Source organism: Syntrophales bacterium, assembly GCA_030655775.1.
Taxonomy (GTDB): domain Bacteria; phylum Desulfobacterota; class Syntrophia; order Syntrophales; family JADFWA01; genus JAUSPI01.
This window is the reverse complement of record JAUSPI010000096.1, coordinates 1-17,474: the sequence shown is the minus strand read 5'-3', so window position 1 is coordinate 17,474 and position 17,474 is coordinate 1. Positions and strand designations below refer to the sequence as shown.

15 protein-coding genes are annotated in these 17,474 nt (G+C 42.5%); 9 read left to right on the top strand and 6 right to left on the bottom strand.

The window, feature by feature from the left end; genetic code table 11:
- The first annotated feature begins 46 nt into the window (after window positions 1–46).
- Both Q7J27_04895 and Q7J27_04890 read left to right on the top strand, forming a co-directional pair.
- Window positions 47–796 (top strand): enoyl-CoA hydratase/isomerase family protein, encoded by a 750-nt coding sequence (locus tag Q7J27_04895; GenBank protein ID MDO9528483.1) that lies wholly within the window; start codon window positions 47–49, stop codon window positions 794–796.
- Between the two features lie 367 nt (window positions 797–1,163).
- Window positions 1,164–1,790 carry a class I SAM-dependent methyltransferase gene (locus Q7J27_04890; protein ID MDO9528482.1) on the top strand — a complete coding sequence of 209 codons (627 nt, stop codon included), beginning with the start codon at window positions 1,164–1,166 and terminating at the stop codon, window positions 1,788–1,790.
- A gap of 3 nt (window positions 1,791–1,793) precedes the next feature.
- Here the strand turns inward: Q7J27_04890 and Q7J27_04885 are convergent, their stop codons facing one another.
- From Q7J27_04885 to Q7J27_04870, 4 genes are all read right to left on the bottom strand, one after another.
- Window positions 1,794–2,411 carry a hypothetical protein gene (locus tag Q7J27_04885; protein MDO9528481.1) on the bottom strand — a complete coding sequence of 206 codons (618 nt, stop codon included), beginning with the start codon at window positions 2,409–2,411 and terminating at the stop codon, window positions 1,794–1,796.
- A complete protein-coding gene (gene purB / locus Q7J27_04880; protein MDO9528480.1) occupies window positions 2,408–3,709 on the bottom strand; it encodes an adenylosuccinate lyase in 1,302 nt (433 codons plus the stop codon). The genes Q7J27_04885 and purB overlap by 4 nt, the downstream gene beginning before the upstream one ends.
- A gap of 401 nt (window positions 3,710–4,110) precedes the next feature.
- Window positions 4,111–4,938, bottom strand: a complete 828-nt coding sequence (gene ccsB, locus Q7J27_04875) for a c-type cytochrome biogenesis protein CcsB (protein MDO9528479.1) — start codon at window positions 4,936–4,938, stop codon at window positions 4,111–4,113.
- 6 nt (window positions 4,939–4,944) lie between these two features.
- Complete coding sequence (locus Q7J27_04870) at window positions 4,945–6,183, bottom strand: cytochrome c biogenesis protein ResB (protein MDO9528478.1); 1,239 nt, start codon at window positions 6,181–6,183, stop codon at window positions 4,945–4,947.
- 419 nt (window positions 6,184–6,602) lie between these two features.
- On the opposite strand from Q7J27_04870, the gene Q7J27_04865 reads away from it, so the two are divergent.
- The 3 genes from Q7J27_04865 to Q7J27_04855 all read left to right on the top strand — a co-directional run bounded on the left by Q7J27_04865 (window position 6,603) and on the right by Q7J27_04855 (window position 11,344).
- On the top strand, window positions 6,603–9,485 hold the full coding sequence (locus tag Q7J27_04865; GenBank protein ID MDO9528477.1) for an N-6 DNA methylase: 2,883 nt from the start codon (window positions 6,603–6,605) through the stop codon (window positions 9,483–9,485).
- 152 nt (window positions 9,486–9,637) lie between these two features.
- A complete protein-coding gene (locus Q7J27_04860) occupies window positions 9,638–10,390 on the top strand; it encodes a DUF2971 domain-containing protein (GenBank protein MDO9528476.1) in 753 nt (250 codons plus the stop codon).
- 75 nt (window positions 10,391–10,465) lie between these two features.
- On the top strand, window positions 10,466–11,344 hold the full coding sequence (locus Q7J27_04855) for a helix-hairpin-helix domain-containing protein (protein ID MDO9528475.1): 879 nt from the start codon (window positions 10,466–10,468) through the stop codon (window positions 11,342–11,344).
- Between the two features lie 412 nt (window positions 11,345–11,756).
- On the opposite strand, the gene Q7J27_04850 is transcribed toward Q7J27_04855, so the two are convergent.
- A complete protein-coding gene (locus tag Q7J27_04850; GenBank protein ID MDO9528474.1) occupies window positions 11,757–12,923 on the bottom strand; it encodes an IS4 family transposase in 1,167 nt (388 codons plus the stop codon).
- Between the two features lie 645 nt (window positions 12,924–13,568).
- Entirely contained in the window at window positions 13,569–13,745 is a 177-nt protein-coding gene (locus tag Q7J27_04845) for a DUF2283 domain-containing protein (protein ID MDO9528473.1), read from the bottom strand.
- A gap of 32 nt (window positions 13,746–13,777) precedes the next feature.
- Between Q7J27_04845 and Q7J27_04840 the strand changes: the two genes are divergently transcribed.
- From Q7J27_04840 to Q7J27_04825, 4 genes are all read left to right on the top strand, one after another.
- Window positions 13,778–13,927, top strand: a complete 150-nt coding sequence (locus Q7J27_04840) for a hypothetical protein (GenBank protein ID MDO9528472.1) — start codon at window positions 13,778–13,780, stop codon at window positions 13,925–13,927.
- A gap of 104 nt (window positions 13,928–14,031) precedes the next feature.
- Window positions 14,032–15,348, top strand: a complete 1,317-nt coding sequence (locus tag Q7J27_04835) for an ATP-binding protein (protein MDO9528471.1) — start codon at window positions 14,032–14,034, stop codon at window positions 15,346–15,348.
- A 65-nt stretch (window positions 15,349–15,413) separates the two neighbouring features.
- Entirely contained in the window at window positions 15,414–16,343 is a 930-nt protein-coding gene (locus tag Q7J27_04830) for a 2-dehydropantoate 2-reductase (GenBank protein ID MDO9528470.1), read from the top strand.
- A 4-nt stretch (window positions 16,344–16,347) separates the two neighbouring features.
- Window positions 16,348–17,337 carry a D-glycerate dehydrogenase gene (locus Q7J27_04825; protein MDO9528469.1) on the top strand — a complete coding sequence of 330 codons (990 nt, stop codon included), beginning with the start codon at window positions 16,348–16,350 and terminating at the stop codon, window positions 17,335–17,337.
- Window positions 17,338–17,474: the final 137 nt, after the last annotated feature.

Genomic DNA, 17,474 nt, shown 5'->3' with positions numbered 1-17,474 from the left:
TTTTGGTAACTTTCCTGCACTACCTGTAAGAGAGGAAGAGTTCTTCATGAGTTTTATTATTGTTTCAAAAGATGACAGCGTTGCAACGCTTACCCTGAGCAGGGGGAAAGTAAATGCACTCAATGAATCGGCTATCGATCAAATCAACAGCTCTTTAATAGAGTTAGAAAAGGATGAAACTGTCAAGGCTATAATTTTAACGGGCCAGGGCAACTTTTTTTCCTTTGGTTTTGATATTCCCGAATTTTTAAGCTATTCAAAAGATTCTTTCACAAAGTTTTTGACTAAATTCACCGATCTCTACACGTACATGTTCCTCTTTCCAAAACCTGTTGTGGCCGCATTAAACGGCCATACGATGGCCGGGGGCTGTATGCTTGCCACGACATGTGACTATAGAATAATGGTTTCCGGTAAAGCAAAAATCGCGTTAAATGAAATCGGCTTTGGTTCAACAGTGCTTGCCGGAAGCGTTGAAATGCTTAAATATTGTGTCGGACAAAAGAATGCCCAGTCAATCCTCTACGGTGGCTCAATGTATTCTGCGGAGGAAGCAAACCAGATGGGGCTTGTTGACAGGGTATCTTCCCAGGATACTTTGATGGAGGATGCCGGAAAGGTAGCCCACGATTTAGCTAAGAAAGACAGCGCCGCTTTCAGAAGCGTCAAAGGTATTTTGCGAAAGCCGGTAGCTGAAGAAATGGCAAAAAAAGAAAAAGATGTTATCCGTGAATTTGTCGATATCTGGTACTCCGAGAAAACATGGAATAAACTTAAAGAGATAACGATACGTTAAAACCTTTGCATAATTGCGGCCTTAGTCATTGCGAGGAGCAGAGCGACGCGGCAATCTTTCATAATTACAGTGGATTAGAGATTGCTTCGCTATCGCTCGCAATGACCTTGTTTGTATTATGCAAAGCTTTCACGTTGACGTTCTTCGTAGCGGGTCACGGAAAATCCCTGGAATGTAGAAATTGACAGTCTCGTAAAAAGCCATTTTTTGTCACCCTGAATTTATTTCAGGGTCTCTAACTTACTGAAATTATTAGATGCTGAAACAAGTGAGATCCTGAAACAAGTTCAGGACGACAAATGATGCAGTTTATGACTTTTTACGAATACATCAGAGATTGATTCTTAGAAAAACTCGATTTTATATTATGAAAAATCTGCTATACAAATTGATAATCAATGACGTGACCGACCACTGTTACAATAATTGCCTCGATTATTTTTCGGATAACTCCAATGTTCTCGACGTGGGCATCGGCAACGGGGTGATGATAAAAAATTACCACCCATTGATTAAATCCAAGGAGTTGAAAATAACCGGAATTGATATTAATAAAAGCTATATAAATCACTGTTACCGTCTCATTGAAACCTACCAGCTTGAAGATTACATCAAAATTCACCACGAGCCTGTAGAGGCCTACGAACCGCCGAGGAGAGAATTTTTTGATTTTATTCTATTTAGTATGAGTTTCATGCTTTTCGATGACCAGAAGCTTGTTCTGGATCGAATTAAAGGTTGGCTTAAACCTGGCGGAGAGATTATCTTTTTTCAGACCATGTTCAAAAAAAAGATAGGGTTCATAGAGTTTATCAAGCCGAAACTCAAATATGTTACAACTATCGATTTTGGTAATGTAACCTATGAGAAAGATTTTTTTGCTCTTATAAATGAAAAAAACCTGTCCGTCTCAGAAGACAGGCTGATAAAAAAGGAATGGTTCGGGGGCGAATACAGGATGATTGCCACGTCATTAAAAGGGGATGGATTTTAGTAATCAGGGTAATTGGGGCCACTCAAGCTCAACCCTCCCGAGTACACTGGCAAAAACCAACTTCAGGTGCTTGGAATCACCTTCAGCAGAAGAGAGCGGTAGACATTTAAGACTGTAAAACATCCCGTAATATTTATTTATGTAGGGATAAAACTCTTTTATTACCGGCGTAATTTTCTTAATTTTTCTCACCTCTACAGGATATACCCTGTTTCCCTTTTCATCCAAGAGGAATATCGTCCAGATAGAATCCCGCCTGTCAAAGTCATTTGAATCTTTATCGGGAGTATAGGCATAAAAGAGAAACTCGGTAAAATCAGAAGAAATATCCGTCAGCGTCTCCTCTTTTGATTTTTTCTCCGGTTCAGTTAAGGAATATATCCTCGAATATTCTGAAAGATAGGCCTTGTTGAATTCACTGTTTTTATAGGTTGCTGCAATACGGACTTTTGTTTCAAATTGAGAGTACACCGTCTTGTCCCTTGTCCACTTGTCCAATACGTTCAGATATTCTTTCGAGATGCTCTCGTCTTTAACTATTTCAACATAACCTTTAAGTTGTGTGCAACCGATACAGAATATTAGTAAAATCCCAAAAACCAACCAGGAACACTTCTTCATTTTTCATCTCCAAATACCCTTGAAAAGATGTAGTTCACATGTTTTAAAAAATTATCCATACTAAAGACGCTTTCAATCTCTTCAGTGCTCAAACATGACATAACTTCCCTGTCTTTTATCAACAACTGCTTAAACTCAAGTGCCTCTTCCCATGACTTCATCGCATTTCTCTGCACAATAGCGTAAGCATCCTCCCGTGAAATTTCCTTCTCAATTAGTTTCAAAAGAACCATCTGGGAAAAAATCAACCCTCTGGTCATATTGAGATTTGAAACCATTCTTTCCGGATAAATAAGCAGTTTATCCAGAAGCCCCGAGAATCGATTCAACATAAAGTCGAGAAGTATCGTTGCATCAGGAGCGATGACCCTCTCAACCGAAGAGTGGCTGATGTCCCGTTCATGCCAGAGGGCAACATTATCAAGAGATGCGGCAGCATAGGACCTCACCAGACGGGCAAGACCGGAAAGATTTTCTGAGAGGACAGGATTCCGCTTGTGGGGCATTGCTGACGAACCCTTCTGCCCCGGTGAAAAAAATTCCTCCGCCTCACGTACCTCGGTTCTCTGAAGCAGTCTTATCTCCTGGGCAAACTTATCAATGGAAGATGCAATGATCGCCAGAGTCGAAAAATATTCGGCATGCCTGTCCCTCTGAACAATCTGTGTTGAAATAGGAGCAGGTCTGAGCCCAAGGTTAAGACAAATGTATTCTTCAACGGATGGATCAACAAAGGGGAAAGTACCAACGGCCCCTGATATTTTCCCATAGCTTATGACATCCCTTGCTCTCATCATTCTTTCCCTGTTACGCTCCATCTCCTGATACCAGAGGGCCATCTTTAAACCAAAGGTGATCGGCTCTGCATGTATCCCGTGAGATCTGCCTATCATCAGGGTATCTTTATGTTTGAAAGCTTTCTTTTTCAGAACGGTCAACAGCTCATCAATGCCCTTGATGAGGATTTCAGATGCCTCTTTCAATAAAACGGCAAGAGATGTATCGAGGATATCCGAAGAAGTCAACCCCATATGTATATAACGGGAATCCTCCCCTACCCTTTCGGAAACACAGGTCAGGAAAGCTACCACATCATGCCTGGTTGTCTTTTCTATTTCATCAATCCGCCCTATGTCAAAGCCGGCTTTTTCTTTGATATTCTTCAAAGACTTTTCCGGTATTTCACCTTTTAAGGCAAGGGCTTCGCATGCCAAAATCTCTATATCAAGCCACTTTTGAAACCTGTTTTCCTGGCTCCAGATTGAAGCCATCTCTTCTCGTGAGTATCTGGTAATCAATCTTTTCTCCTGAAAGTATTTTATTTTTTCTTCTGTCTGCTGAATTCTGGCTTCTGACTCCTGAGTAGTTACATTCTTATTTAGTATGGGTTAGGGATTTGAGTCAAGGACTTTTAGCGTAAGAATTTATGGCAGCATCAAAATATATTGTCTCAATTTATAAGGGTGTAGAAAAAAAGGCGCTTTCCCTTCAAAAGGAGAAAGCGCCTTGCCGGTTATTATAAAAATAATCAAAAAGTGAAGACAGCCTACATTAGCAGGTCATGTGCAATACCATGACACTCACCGCATTCTTTTCTGCCCTTCAGCATGCTTTTGGAGTGAGGTTCTCCATGGCATTTGCTGCACGGCAGGATATCTTCGTGAGACGGACAAATTCTCGCCCCTTTTTTTGTTTTGTATTAAAGATAACTGTGAAGGCCTGAAAGGACATAATTTACTCCCAGGTAGGTGAAAATAACGGCGAGGAAACCGAAGATGGAAATCAAAGACATTCTTGTTCCTTTCCATCCCCTGACAAGACGTGCATGAAGAAAGGCCGCATAAATCAGCCATGTAATCAATGACCAGGTCTCCTTAGGATCCCAGCCCCAATATCTTCCCCAGGCATGATCGGCCCAGGCGGCACCGGTAATGATACCCAGCGTCAAAAGCACAAATCCGATTGATATCATCTTGTAGGTCACTTCATCTAAAAATTCAGGTTCAGGCAAGAAATTAACAGGGTTTTTCTTGAATCTCTGCCTTATCAGATAAAGTATGCTGGTCCCGAACGAGATGGCAAAACACGCATAGCCAAAAAAACAGCTTATAACGTGGCTTGTTAACCAGTTGCTTTGAAGGGCGGGAACTAATGGCTGGATCTGGGATTCCATATCTCCGGATAAAGAGGCATAAGCCAGCAGGATAAAAGCAAATAAGTTAGCCAGGGCGCCGATTAAACTGTTTTTATAACGCCTCCCCATAACTAAATATATAAAAATGATAGACCATGAAAAAAACACAATGGATTCATAAAAGTTTGCGAGAGGGATGTGACCGATTCCCAATTGGTAAGAATCAATCCAGCGGATGATAAATGCCGCTGTTTGAGCTGTTATTCCCAAAACGGTAAGCGCCAATGCCGCAACAGCCACTGGTTTCTTACTGAAAACAAAGGAAATCAAGTAGCTAAACGCAGCAGCAAAATAAATAAATGTTACAATACTGATAATAAAAGTATCACTCATGATGTTCTATTCCGCCTGTAATTCCATGACGAGTTTTTCCAGTTTTTCTTCAAAATCTTTCCTGTTCCTGTTTACACTGGCAGCGATTTTAACCTCACAGCCGTCTTTCCGCTCTGAAATCCGTAACCATACTTTTGTGTGTGTGAAAAAGAGGCTCAGCACAAAACCGACCAGGATAAGAATACAGCCGGCCCAGACAATGTATACACCGTAACTCCTGCTCACCTGTATGCCGGTATAATAACGACTATCAAAGTCTTTAAACATAAAGGATAAATCCTTCATTTGCTGATTATGACCCTTGAAGAGCCAGAGCATCTCATGTGTCTTCTCCGGTTCAATCAGGACTCCCAGGACAGCAGGGCCATGATTCTGATAATTGGGCATAAATTTGGCAATTGCAAATGAAAACTTGCTGTCCGGCAGAGAGATTTTTTCCATCAGGTTAGGTGTTAATACGGTTTCTTTTCCTGTCTTTTCATTTTTTACAACGATCTGAAAATTGTCAGTTTCCGCAATTCCATAAGTCGCCTGGCAAAGCTTGAACCCTTTATAGATCAGGGGATGATTTACCATGATTGCTTTGGAAAGAACTTTCTTTCCGTCTTCTAAAATAGTCAGATCACTTCTATATTCTTTTGGTTGGCCTGTCTTGTAAAAATCGACTTTAAATTTGTCGCAGCGGACTTCAAACCCGAGTTTCTTTGCTCCCTTACCACCATACAGGAACATTGTATCCGCAGTCTTTCCTTCGACAATATTCATCTGACCGTCAAAGCCCCAGATAGCCCCGATCAATCCGCCTCCCAGAATCAGAAGAATACTGAAATGGATAAAAATAAACCCCATTCTGGAATATCTGCCCTTTTCGGAAAAGAAATAGCTTTTGTCATCTTTTCTTACTTGAACCGGCAGAGAAACAAGCGATTTCAGCAGGGATGTTGTTTCCTGTTCGAGGTCAGACAAACTCTTGTGACATTGAACATTTTTATTAATCTGTGATGAACCAAAGGGCCCGTCATCAAATTTATTCTTTTCAGGGAGGGTTAATTTGATAATGCGTGGAATCTGTTTGGCTGTACAGGCAATTATATTTACTGATAACAATATTAGAAGCAGAGTAAACCACCAGGAGTGGTACATGTCGAAAATGTCGAAGAATTTTAGAAGGGAGAATACCTTGGGGCCATACAGCGCCTCATACCTTGCAAGGGGTAGTCCCTGCTGGACTACTGTGCCAAAAATAGATGTTATGGCTAAAGCAAGAAATAGAGATATTGTAAGTTTGATTGAGGAAAAAAACTTATATATTTTAACCGGCCTCCTGAACTATATGCTTGTCCACAATGTGAACGGGCTGGATACCACAAGATCAAAACCATTGTCAAGCCGTTTTCAAGCCCCGGGAATTCCAATCGTGGTTTTGCCTTTTCATTCTTGATGCACTCGTAAAAAGTCTTTTTTTGTCACCCAAAATCATGTCCTGGACTTGTTTCAGGATCATTCAGGGTCTCTAACTTACTGAAATAATTAGATGCTGAAACAAGTTCAGCATGACAAATGGTGCAGTTTATGACTTTTTACGAATGCATTATTCTTGGGCTGAAATATATTGACAAATCTGCTGTATTCCCTATATTGATTTTCATTAAGGTGGGTAAAAGATGTCAGCTCCTGAAGAAATACATGAACTTGTTGAGCGTTTTGATCGTAATATTGATACCTATCGGTCAGGCCGGTACAATGAGGCACAGGTTCGACAGGAATTTATCAACCCCTTCTTCAATGCTCTCGGTTGGGATGTCTACAACAAACAAGGCTATGCGGAGGCATATAAGGACGTAATACATGAAGATGCCATTAAAATAGGCAGCGCCACAAAGGCCCCCGATTACTGCTTTCGCATTGGCGGAACACGTAAATTCTTTCTGGAAGCAAAGAAGCCGTCGGTCGATATCAAGCAAGAAACCCCTCCTGCTTACCAGCTTCGTCGTTACGCCTGGTCGGCCAAGCTGCCGCTCAGTATCCTTACGGATTTTGAAGAACTCGCCGTCTATGACTGCCGGATTAAACCGGTCAAGACCGACAAACCTTCCAGGGCACGTACCCTTTACTTTACTTATAATGAATATATTGAACGTTGGGATGAAATCGCCTCGATCTTCTCTCGTGAATCTGTCCTTAAAGGTTCTTTTGATAAATATGTTGAATCCAGCAGGGTAAAGCGGGGAACCGCCGAAGTTGACACTGCCTTCCTCGAAGAAATTGAGCGATGGCGCGAAGTACTTGCCCGAAATATCGCCCTGCGGAACCCCGGTCTGACGAGACGCGAGTTGAATTTTGCAGTACAGCGTACCATTGACCGCGTAATTTTTCTGCGTATCTGTGAAGACAGAGGCATTGAACCTTATGGTCAACTTATGGCTCTGCGAAACGGCAGCCATATTTACGGGCGGCTATGCCAGATGTTTCAACAGGCGGATGATCGTTATAACTCCGGCCTCTTCCATTTCAAAAAGGAAAAAGATCGCGTTTCTCCCCCTGACGACCTTACTCTTGATATCGCGATTGACGATAAACCCCTCAAGGATATTTTTACGAATCTTTACTACCCGGACAGCCCGTATGAATTTTCCGTACTGCCGGCGGATATTCTGGGGCAGGTCTATGAACGATTTCTGGGAAAAGTAATCCGTTTAACGCCGGGCCACCGTGCCATTGTCGAAGAAAAGCCGGAGGTCAAAAAGGCGGGCGGCGTGTATTACACCCCCACATATATCGTGGACTACATTGTCAAGCAGACCGTCGGCAAGCTTGTTGAAGGTAAAAAGACCGGTTCGCGTGGCGCGGTGAGTAAACTCAAAATTCTGGATCCTGCCTGCGGTTCCGGCTCGTTCCTGATCGGCGCGTATCAGTATCTCCTCGACTGGCACAGGGATCAATACATAGCCGATGACCCGGAAAAATGGGCGAAAGGTCGCAACCCCGCCCTCTACCAGGCACCCGGTGGAGAATGGAAATTGACCACGGCGGAAAAAAAGCGAATCCTCCTCAACAATATCTACGGCGTTGACATCGACACCCAGGCGGTGGAGGTCACCAAGCTCTCACTCCTTTTGAAAGTCCTGGAAGATGAAAACGCCGAAACCATCGGAAAACAGCTTGCCCTGTTTCAGGAACGGGCCCTCCCCGATCTGGGAAGCAATATCAAATGCGGCAACTCCCTCATCGGCCCTGACTTTTACGAAGAGCAGCAGTTAAGCCTCCTGGATGAAGAAGAGATGTACCGCGTCAATGTCTTTGACTGGGAAACCGAATTTCCCGAGATCATGCAGGATGGAGGTTTCGATGCGGTGATTGGGAATCCGCCGTATGGTGCTTTGTTTCTAAATGAAGAGATAGAATATTTGTTAAAAAATTATACTTCTTTTGAATACCAGTTAAATAGCTTTGTAATATTCATGGAAAGAGGTAGCAGTGTCTTAAAACGAAACGGAAAAATATCCTATATCACTCCAGCGGTATTTCTTGCCCAGCATTATTTTAAAAATATTAGAAAAGTTATTTTAGAAAATTATTCAATAGAAAATATTCTAATTCTTAATTATAAGGTTTTTAAAGACGCTGACATAGGAGACACTTGCATCTTTGTCTTCAACAATAATCAATCGAAGAATAATATTATAAGATATGCAATCTTAAGAGAGGAAAGTGAATTTGACGACATATTCCTTAATGAAAGAGGACAAAACGATTTTTCAACTAATCCTCGTTATGAAATTTATTTATCAGTAAATAAAAACTTGTTTTCCAAGATAGAAAATATTTCTATCTCTTTGGGCGAATTGGCTAATTGCATAATGGGAATAAAACCTTATCAAAAGGGCAAAGGTAAGCCTAAACAAATAGAACAAACGGTAAAGAACAGGGTTTATGATAGCAATACTAAACAAGGCGAGCTATATAAAAATTATCTAATTGGGAAAGATATAGACAGATATGTGATATATCCTTTGGAACAAAGATATATAAAATATGGTGAATGGCTTGCCGAACCAAGATTTACGGCCCCGTTTGAAAAAAGTAAAATTATTTTAAGGCAAACTTCCGATAGAATTCGAGCCGTCATAGACCAAGAAAAGCATTACAACCTAAACAATATTTATAATGTCGAATTAAAAAATACAAGTTACCATTATAACTACATTCTTGGCATAATTAATTCAAAGCTAATGGTTTACATATATCAAAAAATTGTTCCAGAAAAAGGTAAACTATTTGCTGAAATTAAAAAAGTAAATTTGGTGAAGTTGCCCATCCGCACCATCAACTTCTCCGACCCCACCGACATAGCCCGCCACGACCGGATGGTCGATCTCGTCGAGCAGATGCTTGATTTGAAAAAACAACTGGCCGAAGCCAAAGTACCTCAAACAAAAACCGTTCTCCAGCGCCAGATTGAAAACACAGACCGTCAAATTGATAAACTGGTTTATGAATTATACGAATTGACAGAAGACGAAATCAGGATCGTTGAAGCGTCGTAAATCACAAGGGAAACGAAGGACGTCCATAAAAATGAAAATAATAGAGCAAGGCAAATTTGCCTGTCAATCAATGGTTATACCAAAAAGGAAATATGATGGCCGATCGTCCAGAGACGGTTTACAAATACGAGAGCTTCAACGTTAGTTCCCTTATGAACCTTAAAGCTCAATCGCTTTACTTTGGCTCTCCGCGAAAATTCAATGATCCGTTCGATTGTGCAATCACTGCAACTGTCGCGGATCCATCACCTGACCAACTTGAACTTGTCAAGCAACACTACCTGAGTGATCCGTCGCTTTCTCCGCCGTTGAGGCGGCAACTTGAGTCGTTACCGCCTAACGAACTGCGACAGCTATTAGTTAGCGGTGCCAACAAATTCGTCACTGATGCACGAGAAACATTCTTGAATACAAAAGGCGTCACTTGTTTTTCCGAGCGTAATGATGACCTTCTCATGTGGGCACACTATGGCGGTCAATACAAAGGGTTTTGTCTCGCGTTCAAGACGGACAAAGATCCATTCACAAAACTCCGCCAAGTTCGATATGTCGACACCATTCCACGCATTGACATTGTAGACTTCATCGTGAACAGCAATCACGACAAGCTGTTGGATGATCTGTATTGCACTAAATCAAGCACTTGGAAATATGAAAAAGAATGGCGTGCCCTACACTCGGATGCAGGCACACTTTTTGGGTATGAAGCGGATGCACTTAGGGCCATCTACTTCGGCCCCGACATTGAAAGGCAGGCACTCGAAATCGTGTGCCTTATCATTCAAGGTCAAAATCCGGATGTCCGGTTTTTCGTAGGCAAACGTAGCGAAACAGAATTCAAAGTAGAATTCGAGAACCGCACCTACATTTCGCACGTTGAAGCAAAACTCAAAGGGTTGGTATAACAAGGCTTTTGCAGCGGAGCGCAAAAAGCCGCGCCCGCTGAAAAGCAACGTGCACACAATCAATATGGAGTTATTATGAATAGATTGAGTAAAAAATTGCTGATCGTAATTCTGTTCCTGACAGCAATGCTAATATTTGGGGGCAGTTTTTCATCATATGCTGCTGATTTGCAGATGTTCTCCAATGCAAGATTGGTGAATAATCCAGCAAATGATGGGGACAGCTTCTTTGCGGAAGCAGGTGGAAAATCTTTCCATGTAAGGCTTTATTTTGTTGACTGTCCTGAAACTTCTACCAGTTTTAAGAGTGATGCGCAAAGGGTACGCGAGCAAGCACGACATTTTGGACTAACCCCTGCTACACGTACCATTCATTTTGGCAATGAAGCAACAACTTTTGTTGAACGTATTCTTGCTAAACCTTTCACTGTTCATACAGCTTTTGCAAGCGCCATGGGAAGGTCAGCCAAAGGCCGTGTATATGGGTTCATCATTACAGCTGATGGAGATGACCTGGCGAGTCTGCTTGTTAAAAACGGTCTTGCTCGTGCTTACGGTATGGGCAGGAAAACGCCCAATGGTATACCACGCAACGAAATGATTGAAAGACTTCGTGATTTAGAAACTTCGGCCATGTTGAAACGTATCGGGATTTGGTCGGAAAGTGATCCGGAACGGATTGCAGAATTCCGCGCAACACAACGAAGTGAGGATCAAGAATTAAAGGAATTACAGAGTCAGATAAAAAAAGACAGCTTTTCAGATGGCTTAATTGATCTAAACACTGCCAGCAAAGAGAAACTTATGGTTATCAATGGAATCGGTCCAATGCTTGCTGAAAGAATTATAGCTGGACGCCCCTATAAAACTGTAGATGATTTGCTCAAAGTGAAGGGGTTTGGTTCAAAAAAACTTGAAAAGATTCGCCCCTATGTTGTGGTAGGTAAAGAGTAGAGGAGTGACCATTTGCTTAACCAGCCACTGCACCTGATTTAACAAAAAGATATGAGCACAAACAATCGGGAACACCATGGCAAAAGTGCTGAAATAACAGGAAAGCCTTAACTCTGCTTTTAAGAAAAGAGCAGGACTTGGCTTAGGATTTGTTGTTACCGGTGTAGTAATCCTAATATTTTTCACGGAAGTTGGGATAGTTGGGGCAATTTTAATTATCTCTGGGATAGCATTGATAAGTAGAGGGCATAAATTTCATGTAGGAGCAGCTGGGGAAAGTTTAGTAGCTGAAGTACTGTCCGACTTCCCAGACGATTGGTATATATTTAATGACATGATTGTTGGACGTTCCCAAATTGACCACATAGTCATTTGTCCTAAAGGCATATATACAATCACTACTGTCCCAACGTTACTCGAATAAATTCAGTTGGTTAGAAGGGACAGGGTTTGGGTTTATGTAATCATTATTCATAAGTACTTGTAAAATTGGTTCTTTTTCAAAAAGCGTGACGCTCAAAACCTGTAAAATTGTGTAGAGACTTTGATCCAGCTTCAACTCCTTCTTGATGATAGCTACCAGAACATAGATGGAAATTGCAATCCAGATTTGTGTTTTTATCGCATTTTCCGAGGTGCCGTAAAAGGCCTTGATTCTCAGATGTTGTTTGATCCACTTGAAAAAGAGTTCTACTTGCCACCGGCATTTGTAGAGATCCGCAATGGTTTTTGCCGGAAGCGTAAAATTGTTGGTAAGAAAGACCAGCCTTTTGTTGGTATTCACATCGAGATACCGGATTCTCCGTAGTTTTTCCGGATAGTTCTTTTGAGCATAGAAGTTCTGGGGTACAATGGTCTGGTCGCATTGAATCCCTGTTGATTTGTCGATGGTGTGAGAGTACAGTCTCCTGAAGTTGAAGTTGCGCTTGGCTCGTATCACGAAGAAACCCGAAGTCTGATGGATCATAAAAAGACGAGCGAAGTCGAGATAGCCGCGATCCATAATATACATGGCGCCGGCTTCGATTATGAGCTGATCGAGGATATTGACATCGTGAACGCGTCCGTGAGTAATGATAACCACGGTGGGAATACTGCCCCGCAGATCCAGGAGAGTATGCATCTTGACTGCTCCCTTTCTCTTGCGGAATATTGCCCACGGAAACAGGGAAAGACACAGATCGATCGTAGTAGAATCCAGGGCGTAGACTGTCTGATCCAGCTCCAAACCGAAGCTTTCGTTGGAGTACAGTCTTCTGGCATTTCCGATGAGCACCTGGGCGAAGTCGGAGTAGATTCGCCAGTCTCTGACCTTGTTGGCATTGGCCAGGGTATTGCGGGAGACGTTCCCACGGATGCCCATATGGTAGAGCTTGTGTCTCGTTCCTCTGAGACATGCCTGGATATCCCTCAGACTTTCTCGGTAAGTGAGTTGAGCAAAGGCCATGCAGAGAAACTGGTCCCAGCAAGAGAAGCTTTTTACTTTGTAATTGCCGTTGTATCGTGCGACGCATTTGCGAAATTCGTGGATGGGGAGGAATTCCATTAGTTGCGAAAATATTGTTTTTCCTGAGTTCATATGTCATCTCCTGCTTAATTGATGCAGGAGTATGACATTCAGGAAGAGAAAATTTCAAATCGATAATGGACATATTGCGCTTAATCTTATGTGTTTTTAAAGCGTTACAACGTTTTCAAATGACAACGTTGGGACACCAGTGATATACAATAGAAACAAAAAACTACCAGGGCACTATCTATGGAAATGCAGAGAAGTCAGAGTGGTGTCAGGTCATCAACTATGATTACAAAACACCTTTTTATAATCCTGTTAAGCAGGGAAACGGGCACTCGTTCTCATTAAGCAAATATCTTGAGGAAAGTGGTTTTAAAAAGATTTGGGTTAACACGATAGTGGTATTTACTGAACCAAATGTTGAGCTTAAGGTGTTTTCTCCAAAAGTACCAGTAATCTATCTGTCTGCATTAAGAGGTTTTTTAATGAGGAAAATCAGGTTATGAACCCCATCTACTGCAATAAAATAGCTGATTGCGTGTCTAAGCTCATTCCTGCTAAAAGTAATAAGGCACTGGGTAAAACGTGAGAGTCACAGTAGGAATGCCGATTGCTCGGCACCCCCCGCACAGATCCCAGCGAGCGGAACTACCGCACTGGGAAAAAAGGGGGGACTTCAGGGACGCCCATAATATTATAAGATTCTGTTCATCCATCAGTGAATATCCGTTTTTCTGATGCTTTGAGTATTTCAATGCCGGCAAGTTTTCCATCAGTAGTAGTATCAATATTTAGACCTTCTGCGATTTCAATAACCCCATCTGGTTTTTCATCACCAAGCTGGAGGTACAGAGCATCTACTTCTTCATCATAATATACTTTCATTAACTTCTTCCTTTCTTCACAAGAGGTTTATAATGTCTGAAAATTCTTCCCCTGATTGGGAAAATAAAGTTGTTTCACCAGAAGCGGGGGCGTGGATTGAATTCACGGACCGGCAAATTGATCGACTGATATATGAATTGTACGATTTAACGAAAGAGGAAATAGAAATTATTGAGGGGTAAAAGTGATTATCACCACATTATTCGTCCGTATTGTGTGATTATATCCACAATTACTTTCCATATCGCCTTGACATGTCTGTCAAGCATATGTTATAGAAATTTGCATGAAGCGAGATATTTACAAAAAATTGCTTGAGTGGAAAACATCCCAAAGACGAAAACCTTTGCTTTTAAGAGGCGCTCGTCAGGTTGGAAAAACGTACATCCTGCAAGAGTTTGGAAAAAAAGAGTATGATAGCACTGCCTACTTAAACTTCGAAGAAGATCCCGCAATCAATGATTTCTTCCAACAAAAACTTGATTCAAACCAGATAATCTCTAACCTGTCTCTTCATCTGAATCAGGAAATAAAGCCGGGAAAGTGCCTGATTATCTTTGACGAAATTCAAGCCTCGAATAACGCCTTAAATGCATTGAAGTATTTCAGTGAACAGGCGCAGGAGTACCACATTGCCGCTGCAGGTTCACTGATCGGCATAACCCTGTCCAAACCTCGATCGTTTCCGGTTGGAAAAGTTAGTTTTCTTGATATGTATCCGATGACATTCCTTGAGTTCCTGGATGCCGTCGGGAAATCGGGTCTCCGGCAGTTAATAGAAATGAAATTTGAATTTTCTCCGTTTCCTCTGCCATTCCATAACGAATTACTTGATTTGCTGGGCAGGTATTTTTTTGTCGGCGGGATGCCGGAAGCAGTCAGGCTTTTTGTTGAATCAGGTAATTGGAATGACGTACGGAAAATTCAGAAAGATATTATTGCTTCATATTTGCTTGATTTCTCCAAGCATGCAATCACATCGGACATTCCAAAACTGGGAATGATATGGGATTCTATACCAACTCACCTGGCAAAGGAAAACAAAAAATTTGTTTTTACGGCAATCCGAAAAAGCGCCCGGGGCAGAGAGTATGAAAGCGCTCTTGAGTGGCTGGAAAATGCCGGTTTAATATACAAGTCATATCAAGTTACAACGGCGAAGAATCCGTTAAAAGAATATATGAATAGAACTAATTTCAAGGTCTTTGTCCTTGATGTCGGCATTTTGGGTGCGATGGTCAATTTATCCCCCCAATTACTTGCCGGCAAGGATCGTTTGTTCAACGAATTCAAAGGCGCCTTCGTGGAAAATTATGTGGCCCAGCAATTGCGCTCAGAAAAAATGGTGGATTTATATTATTGGACAAGTGAGGGGAAAAAAGCTGAAATAGATTTTCTTTGCGAATCTGCTTCTCAGATTTATCCACTTGAAGCTAAAGCAGGTATTAATCCGAAAAGTAAAAGCCTCATCTCGTTCGACAAACAATTTAATCCCACTGTATTGTCACGAACAACTCTTTTAAACCTTCGTCATGACGGTAGAATTTGTAATTACCCCCTGTATGCCATTACCCTGTTCCCGGAATTATTCGAAGAGAAGTAGCTGGTTGGTGTATGAACTCTATAAACTGACGGAAGAAGAAATCAAGGTTGTTGAGGAGGTCAAAAATGAAAATTGCAATCGTAGGAATCGGCGGCGTTGGCGGTTATTTCGGCGGCAAGCTGGCCCGGCAATACGACTCAAAAGATGATCATCAAATCTTCTTCGTCGTCCGGGGACCGCATTTAGAAAAAATCAAGGAAAGCGGGCTTGAGGTTACGACACAGGAAGAAGGCACGTTTGTTGCCAGACCCGCATATACCACAGACAATCCCGAAGAACTGGGTCCCGTGGATGTGATTATCCTTTGCGTCAAGGGCTACGGTCTTGACGCTGCTGCTCGAATCATGGCAAACAATATCCATGATGATACTGTCATCATCACTCTCCTAAATGGTGTGGATAATGCGGAACGATTGAAAGCGATTTTCAATAAAGGAAGTGTTTTAAACGGATGCGTTTATATAAGTTCACGCATCGTTTCACCGGGCAAGATTCAACAGGTAGCCGGCCCCCGCACACTGATTTTCGGTCCCGAAAACGGTTCAATCGAACCGTATAAAAAGATTGAGTCAGTCCTGAAAAATGCCGGGATAAAGGCCACGCTCTCATCAAATATCAAAACAGACGTCTGGACAAAATTTGTGTTCATGGATTCTCTTGCGGGAATAACTTCGATGACAGGAAAACCCTTCGGCGGAATAATGGAAGATCCAGACAATGTGAAGATGGTTGAAGGATTGATGCGGGAAGTAGAATCACTGGCGAAGGCACACAACGTCTTTCTCCCCGATGACGTTGTCCGGAAATCACTTGCCCTGGCTCGTAATTTCCCCTACGAAACGAAATCCTCGCTGCAACTCGACTTTGAAAAGAGGAAACAATCAGAGATCGAAACATTCACGGGATATGTTGTCAAAAGCGGTACCCGATTGAACATCAAAACGCCGTTTCACGATGAAGCATATGCCGTTCTACAACACAAACAGAAGGGATGACGCCATGAACAAGCCAAGGGTATTCGTAACCCGGCTAATACCGGAAGCAGGCTTAACTATGGTAAGAAATGCCTGTGACGCCGAAATATGGCCTGGGGATATGCCTCCGCCTCGTAATATTCTGTTAGAAAAGGTTCGTGGTACGGTGGGAATTTTACCGCTCCTAACGGACAGAATTGACGGAGAAGTCATGGACGCGGCGGGAAACCAGCTTAAAATCATCAGTAATTATGCTGTCGGGTTTGACAACATCGACATTCAGGCAGCAACTGATCGGGGCATTCTCGTGGGAAATACACCCGGTGTCCTGACGGAAACAACTGCCGATCTCGCTTTTGCATTACTGATGGCCGCTGCCAGACGTCTCGGTGAAGGAATCGATTACATTCGAACTGACAAGTGGAAAACGTTCAAACCGATGGAGCTTTTGGGGAGGGATATTCATCACGCTACTCTGGGAATCGTTGGTATGGGACGAATCGGATTTGAAGTGGCACGGCGGGCAAGAGGATTTGACATGGACGTCATCTATTACGATCACCGCAGGACCGAAAAGGGAGAAACGGTCGGTGCGAGGATGTGCCGTACACTCGATGAATTGTTTGAACAGGCGGATTTTATAAGCCTCCACGTTCCCCTTACTCCGGAAACACATCCCTTAATTGATAGCGCTGCTCTCGCCAAGATGAAAGATACGGCGATCCTCATTAACACGTCCCGCGGTCCCGTTGTTAATTCCGATGCCCTCTATGAAGCACTAAGCTCAAAAAAAATCGCTTATGCTGCCCTGGATGTTACCGATCCGGAACCGCTGCCGTCCGATCACAAGCTCATGACTCTTCCAAACTGTCTGGTTATTCCGCATGTCGGAAGCGCAACTATAGCGACACGAAGCAGGATGGCCGTCATGGCGGCTGAAAATCTTTTGGCAGGCATAAGAGGGCAGGTACCGGATCACCTGGTTAATCCGGACGTACTTGCACACCGCCGTTAGAGTCTTTATTCACAACAACTGCGTTTTTTGCGCAGATGTTGGTACCAGTTCAAACAGCAAGATTTAGTTAAGAGTGTAAAGTGAACTAAAGTGAGCTAAAGTGCCTAAAGTTAAAAAATGCGCTTTCAGCGCAGCCT

What these genes read in the sequence shown, in the direction of transcription:
- Q7J27_04895 (MDO9528483.1), top strand. Translation starts at nt 47, where the DNA reads ATGAGTTTTATTATTGTTTCAAAAGATGACAGCGTTGCAACGCTTACC.
- Q7J27_04890 (MDO9528482.1), top strand. Translation starts at nt 1,164, where the DNA reads ATGAAAAATCTGCTATACAAATTGATAATCAATGACGTGACCGACCAC.
- Q7J27_04885 (MDO9528481.1), bottom strand. Translation starts at nt 2,411, where the DNA reads ATGAAGAAGTGTTCCTGGTTGGTTTTTGGGATTTTACTAATATTCTGT.
- ccsB (MDO9528479.1), bottom strand. Translation starts at nt 4,938, where the DNA reads ATGAGTGATACTTTTATTATCAGTATTGTAACATTTATTTATTTTGCT.
- Q7J27_04865 (MDO9528477.1), top strand. Translation starts at nt 6,603, where the DNA reads ATGTCAGCTCCTGAAGAAATACATGAACTTGTTGAGCGTTTTGATCGT.
- Q7J27_04860 (MDO9528476.1), top strand. Translation starts at nt 9,638, where the DNA reads ATGAACCTTAAAGCTCAATCGCTTTACTTTGGCTCTCCGCGAAAATTC.
- Q7J27_04855 (MDO9528475.1), top strand. Translation starts at nt 10,466, where the DNA reads ATGAATAGATTGAGTAAAAAATTGCTGATCGTAATTCTGTTCCTGACA.
- Q7J27_04850 (MDO9528474.1), bottom strand. Translation starts at nt 12,923, where the DNA reads ATGAACTCAGGAAAAACAATATTTTCGCAACTAATGGAATTCCTCCCC.
- Q7J27_04845 (MDO9528473.1), bottom strand. Translation starts at nt 13,745, where the DNA reads ATGAAAGTATATTATGATGAAGAAGTAGATGCTCTGTACCTCCAGCTT.
- Q7J27_04840 (MDO9528472.1), top strand. Translation starts at nt 13,778, where the DNA reads ATGTCTGAAAATTCTTCCCCTGATTGGGAAAATAAAGTTGTTTCACCA.
- Q7J27_04835 (MDO9528471.1), top strand. Translation starts at nt 14,032, where the DNA reads ATGAAGCGAGATATTTACAAAAAATTGCTTGAGTGGAAAACATCCCAA.
- Q7J27_04830 (MDO9528470.1), top strand. Translation starts at nt 15,414, where the DNA reads ATGAAAATTGCAATCGTAGGAATCGGCGGCGTTGGCGGTTATTTCGGC.
- Q7J27_04825 (MDO9528469.1), top strand. Translation starts at nt 16,348, where the DNA reads ATGAACAAGCCAAGGGTATTCGTAACCCGGCTAATACCGGAAGCAGGC.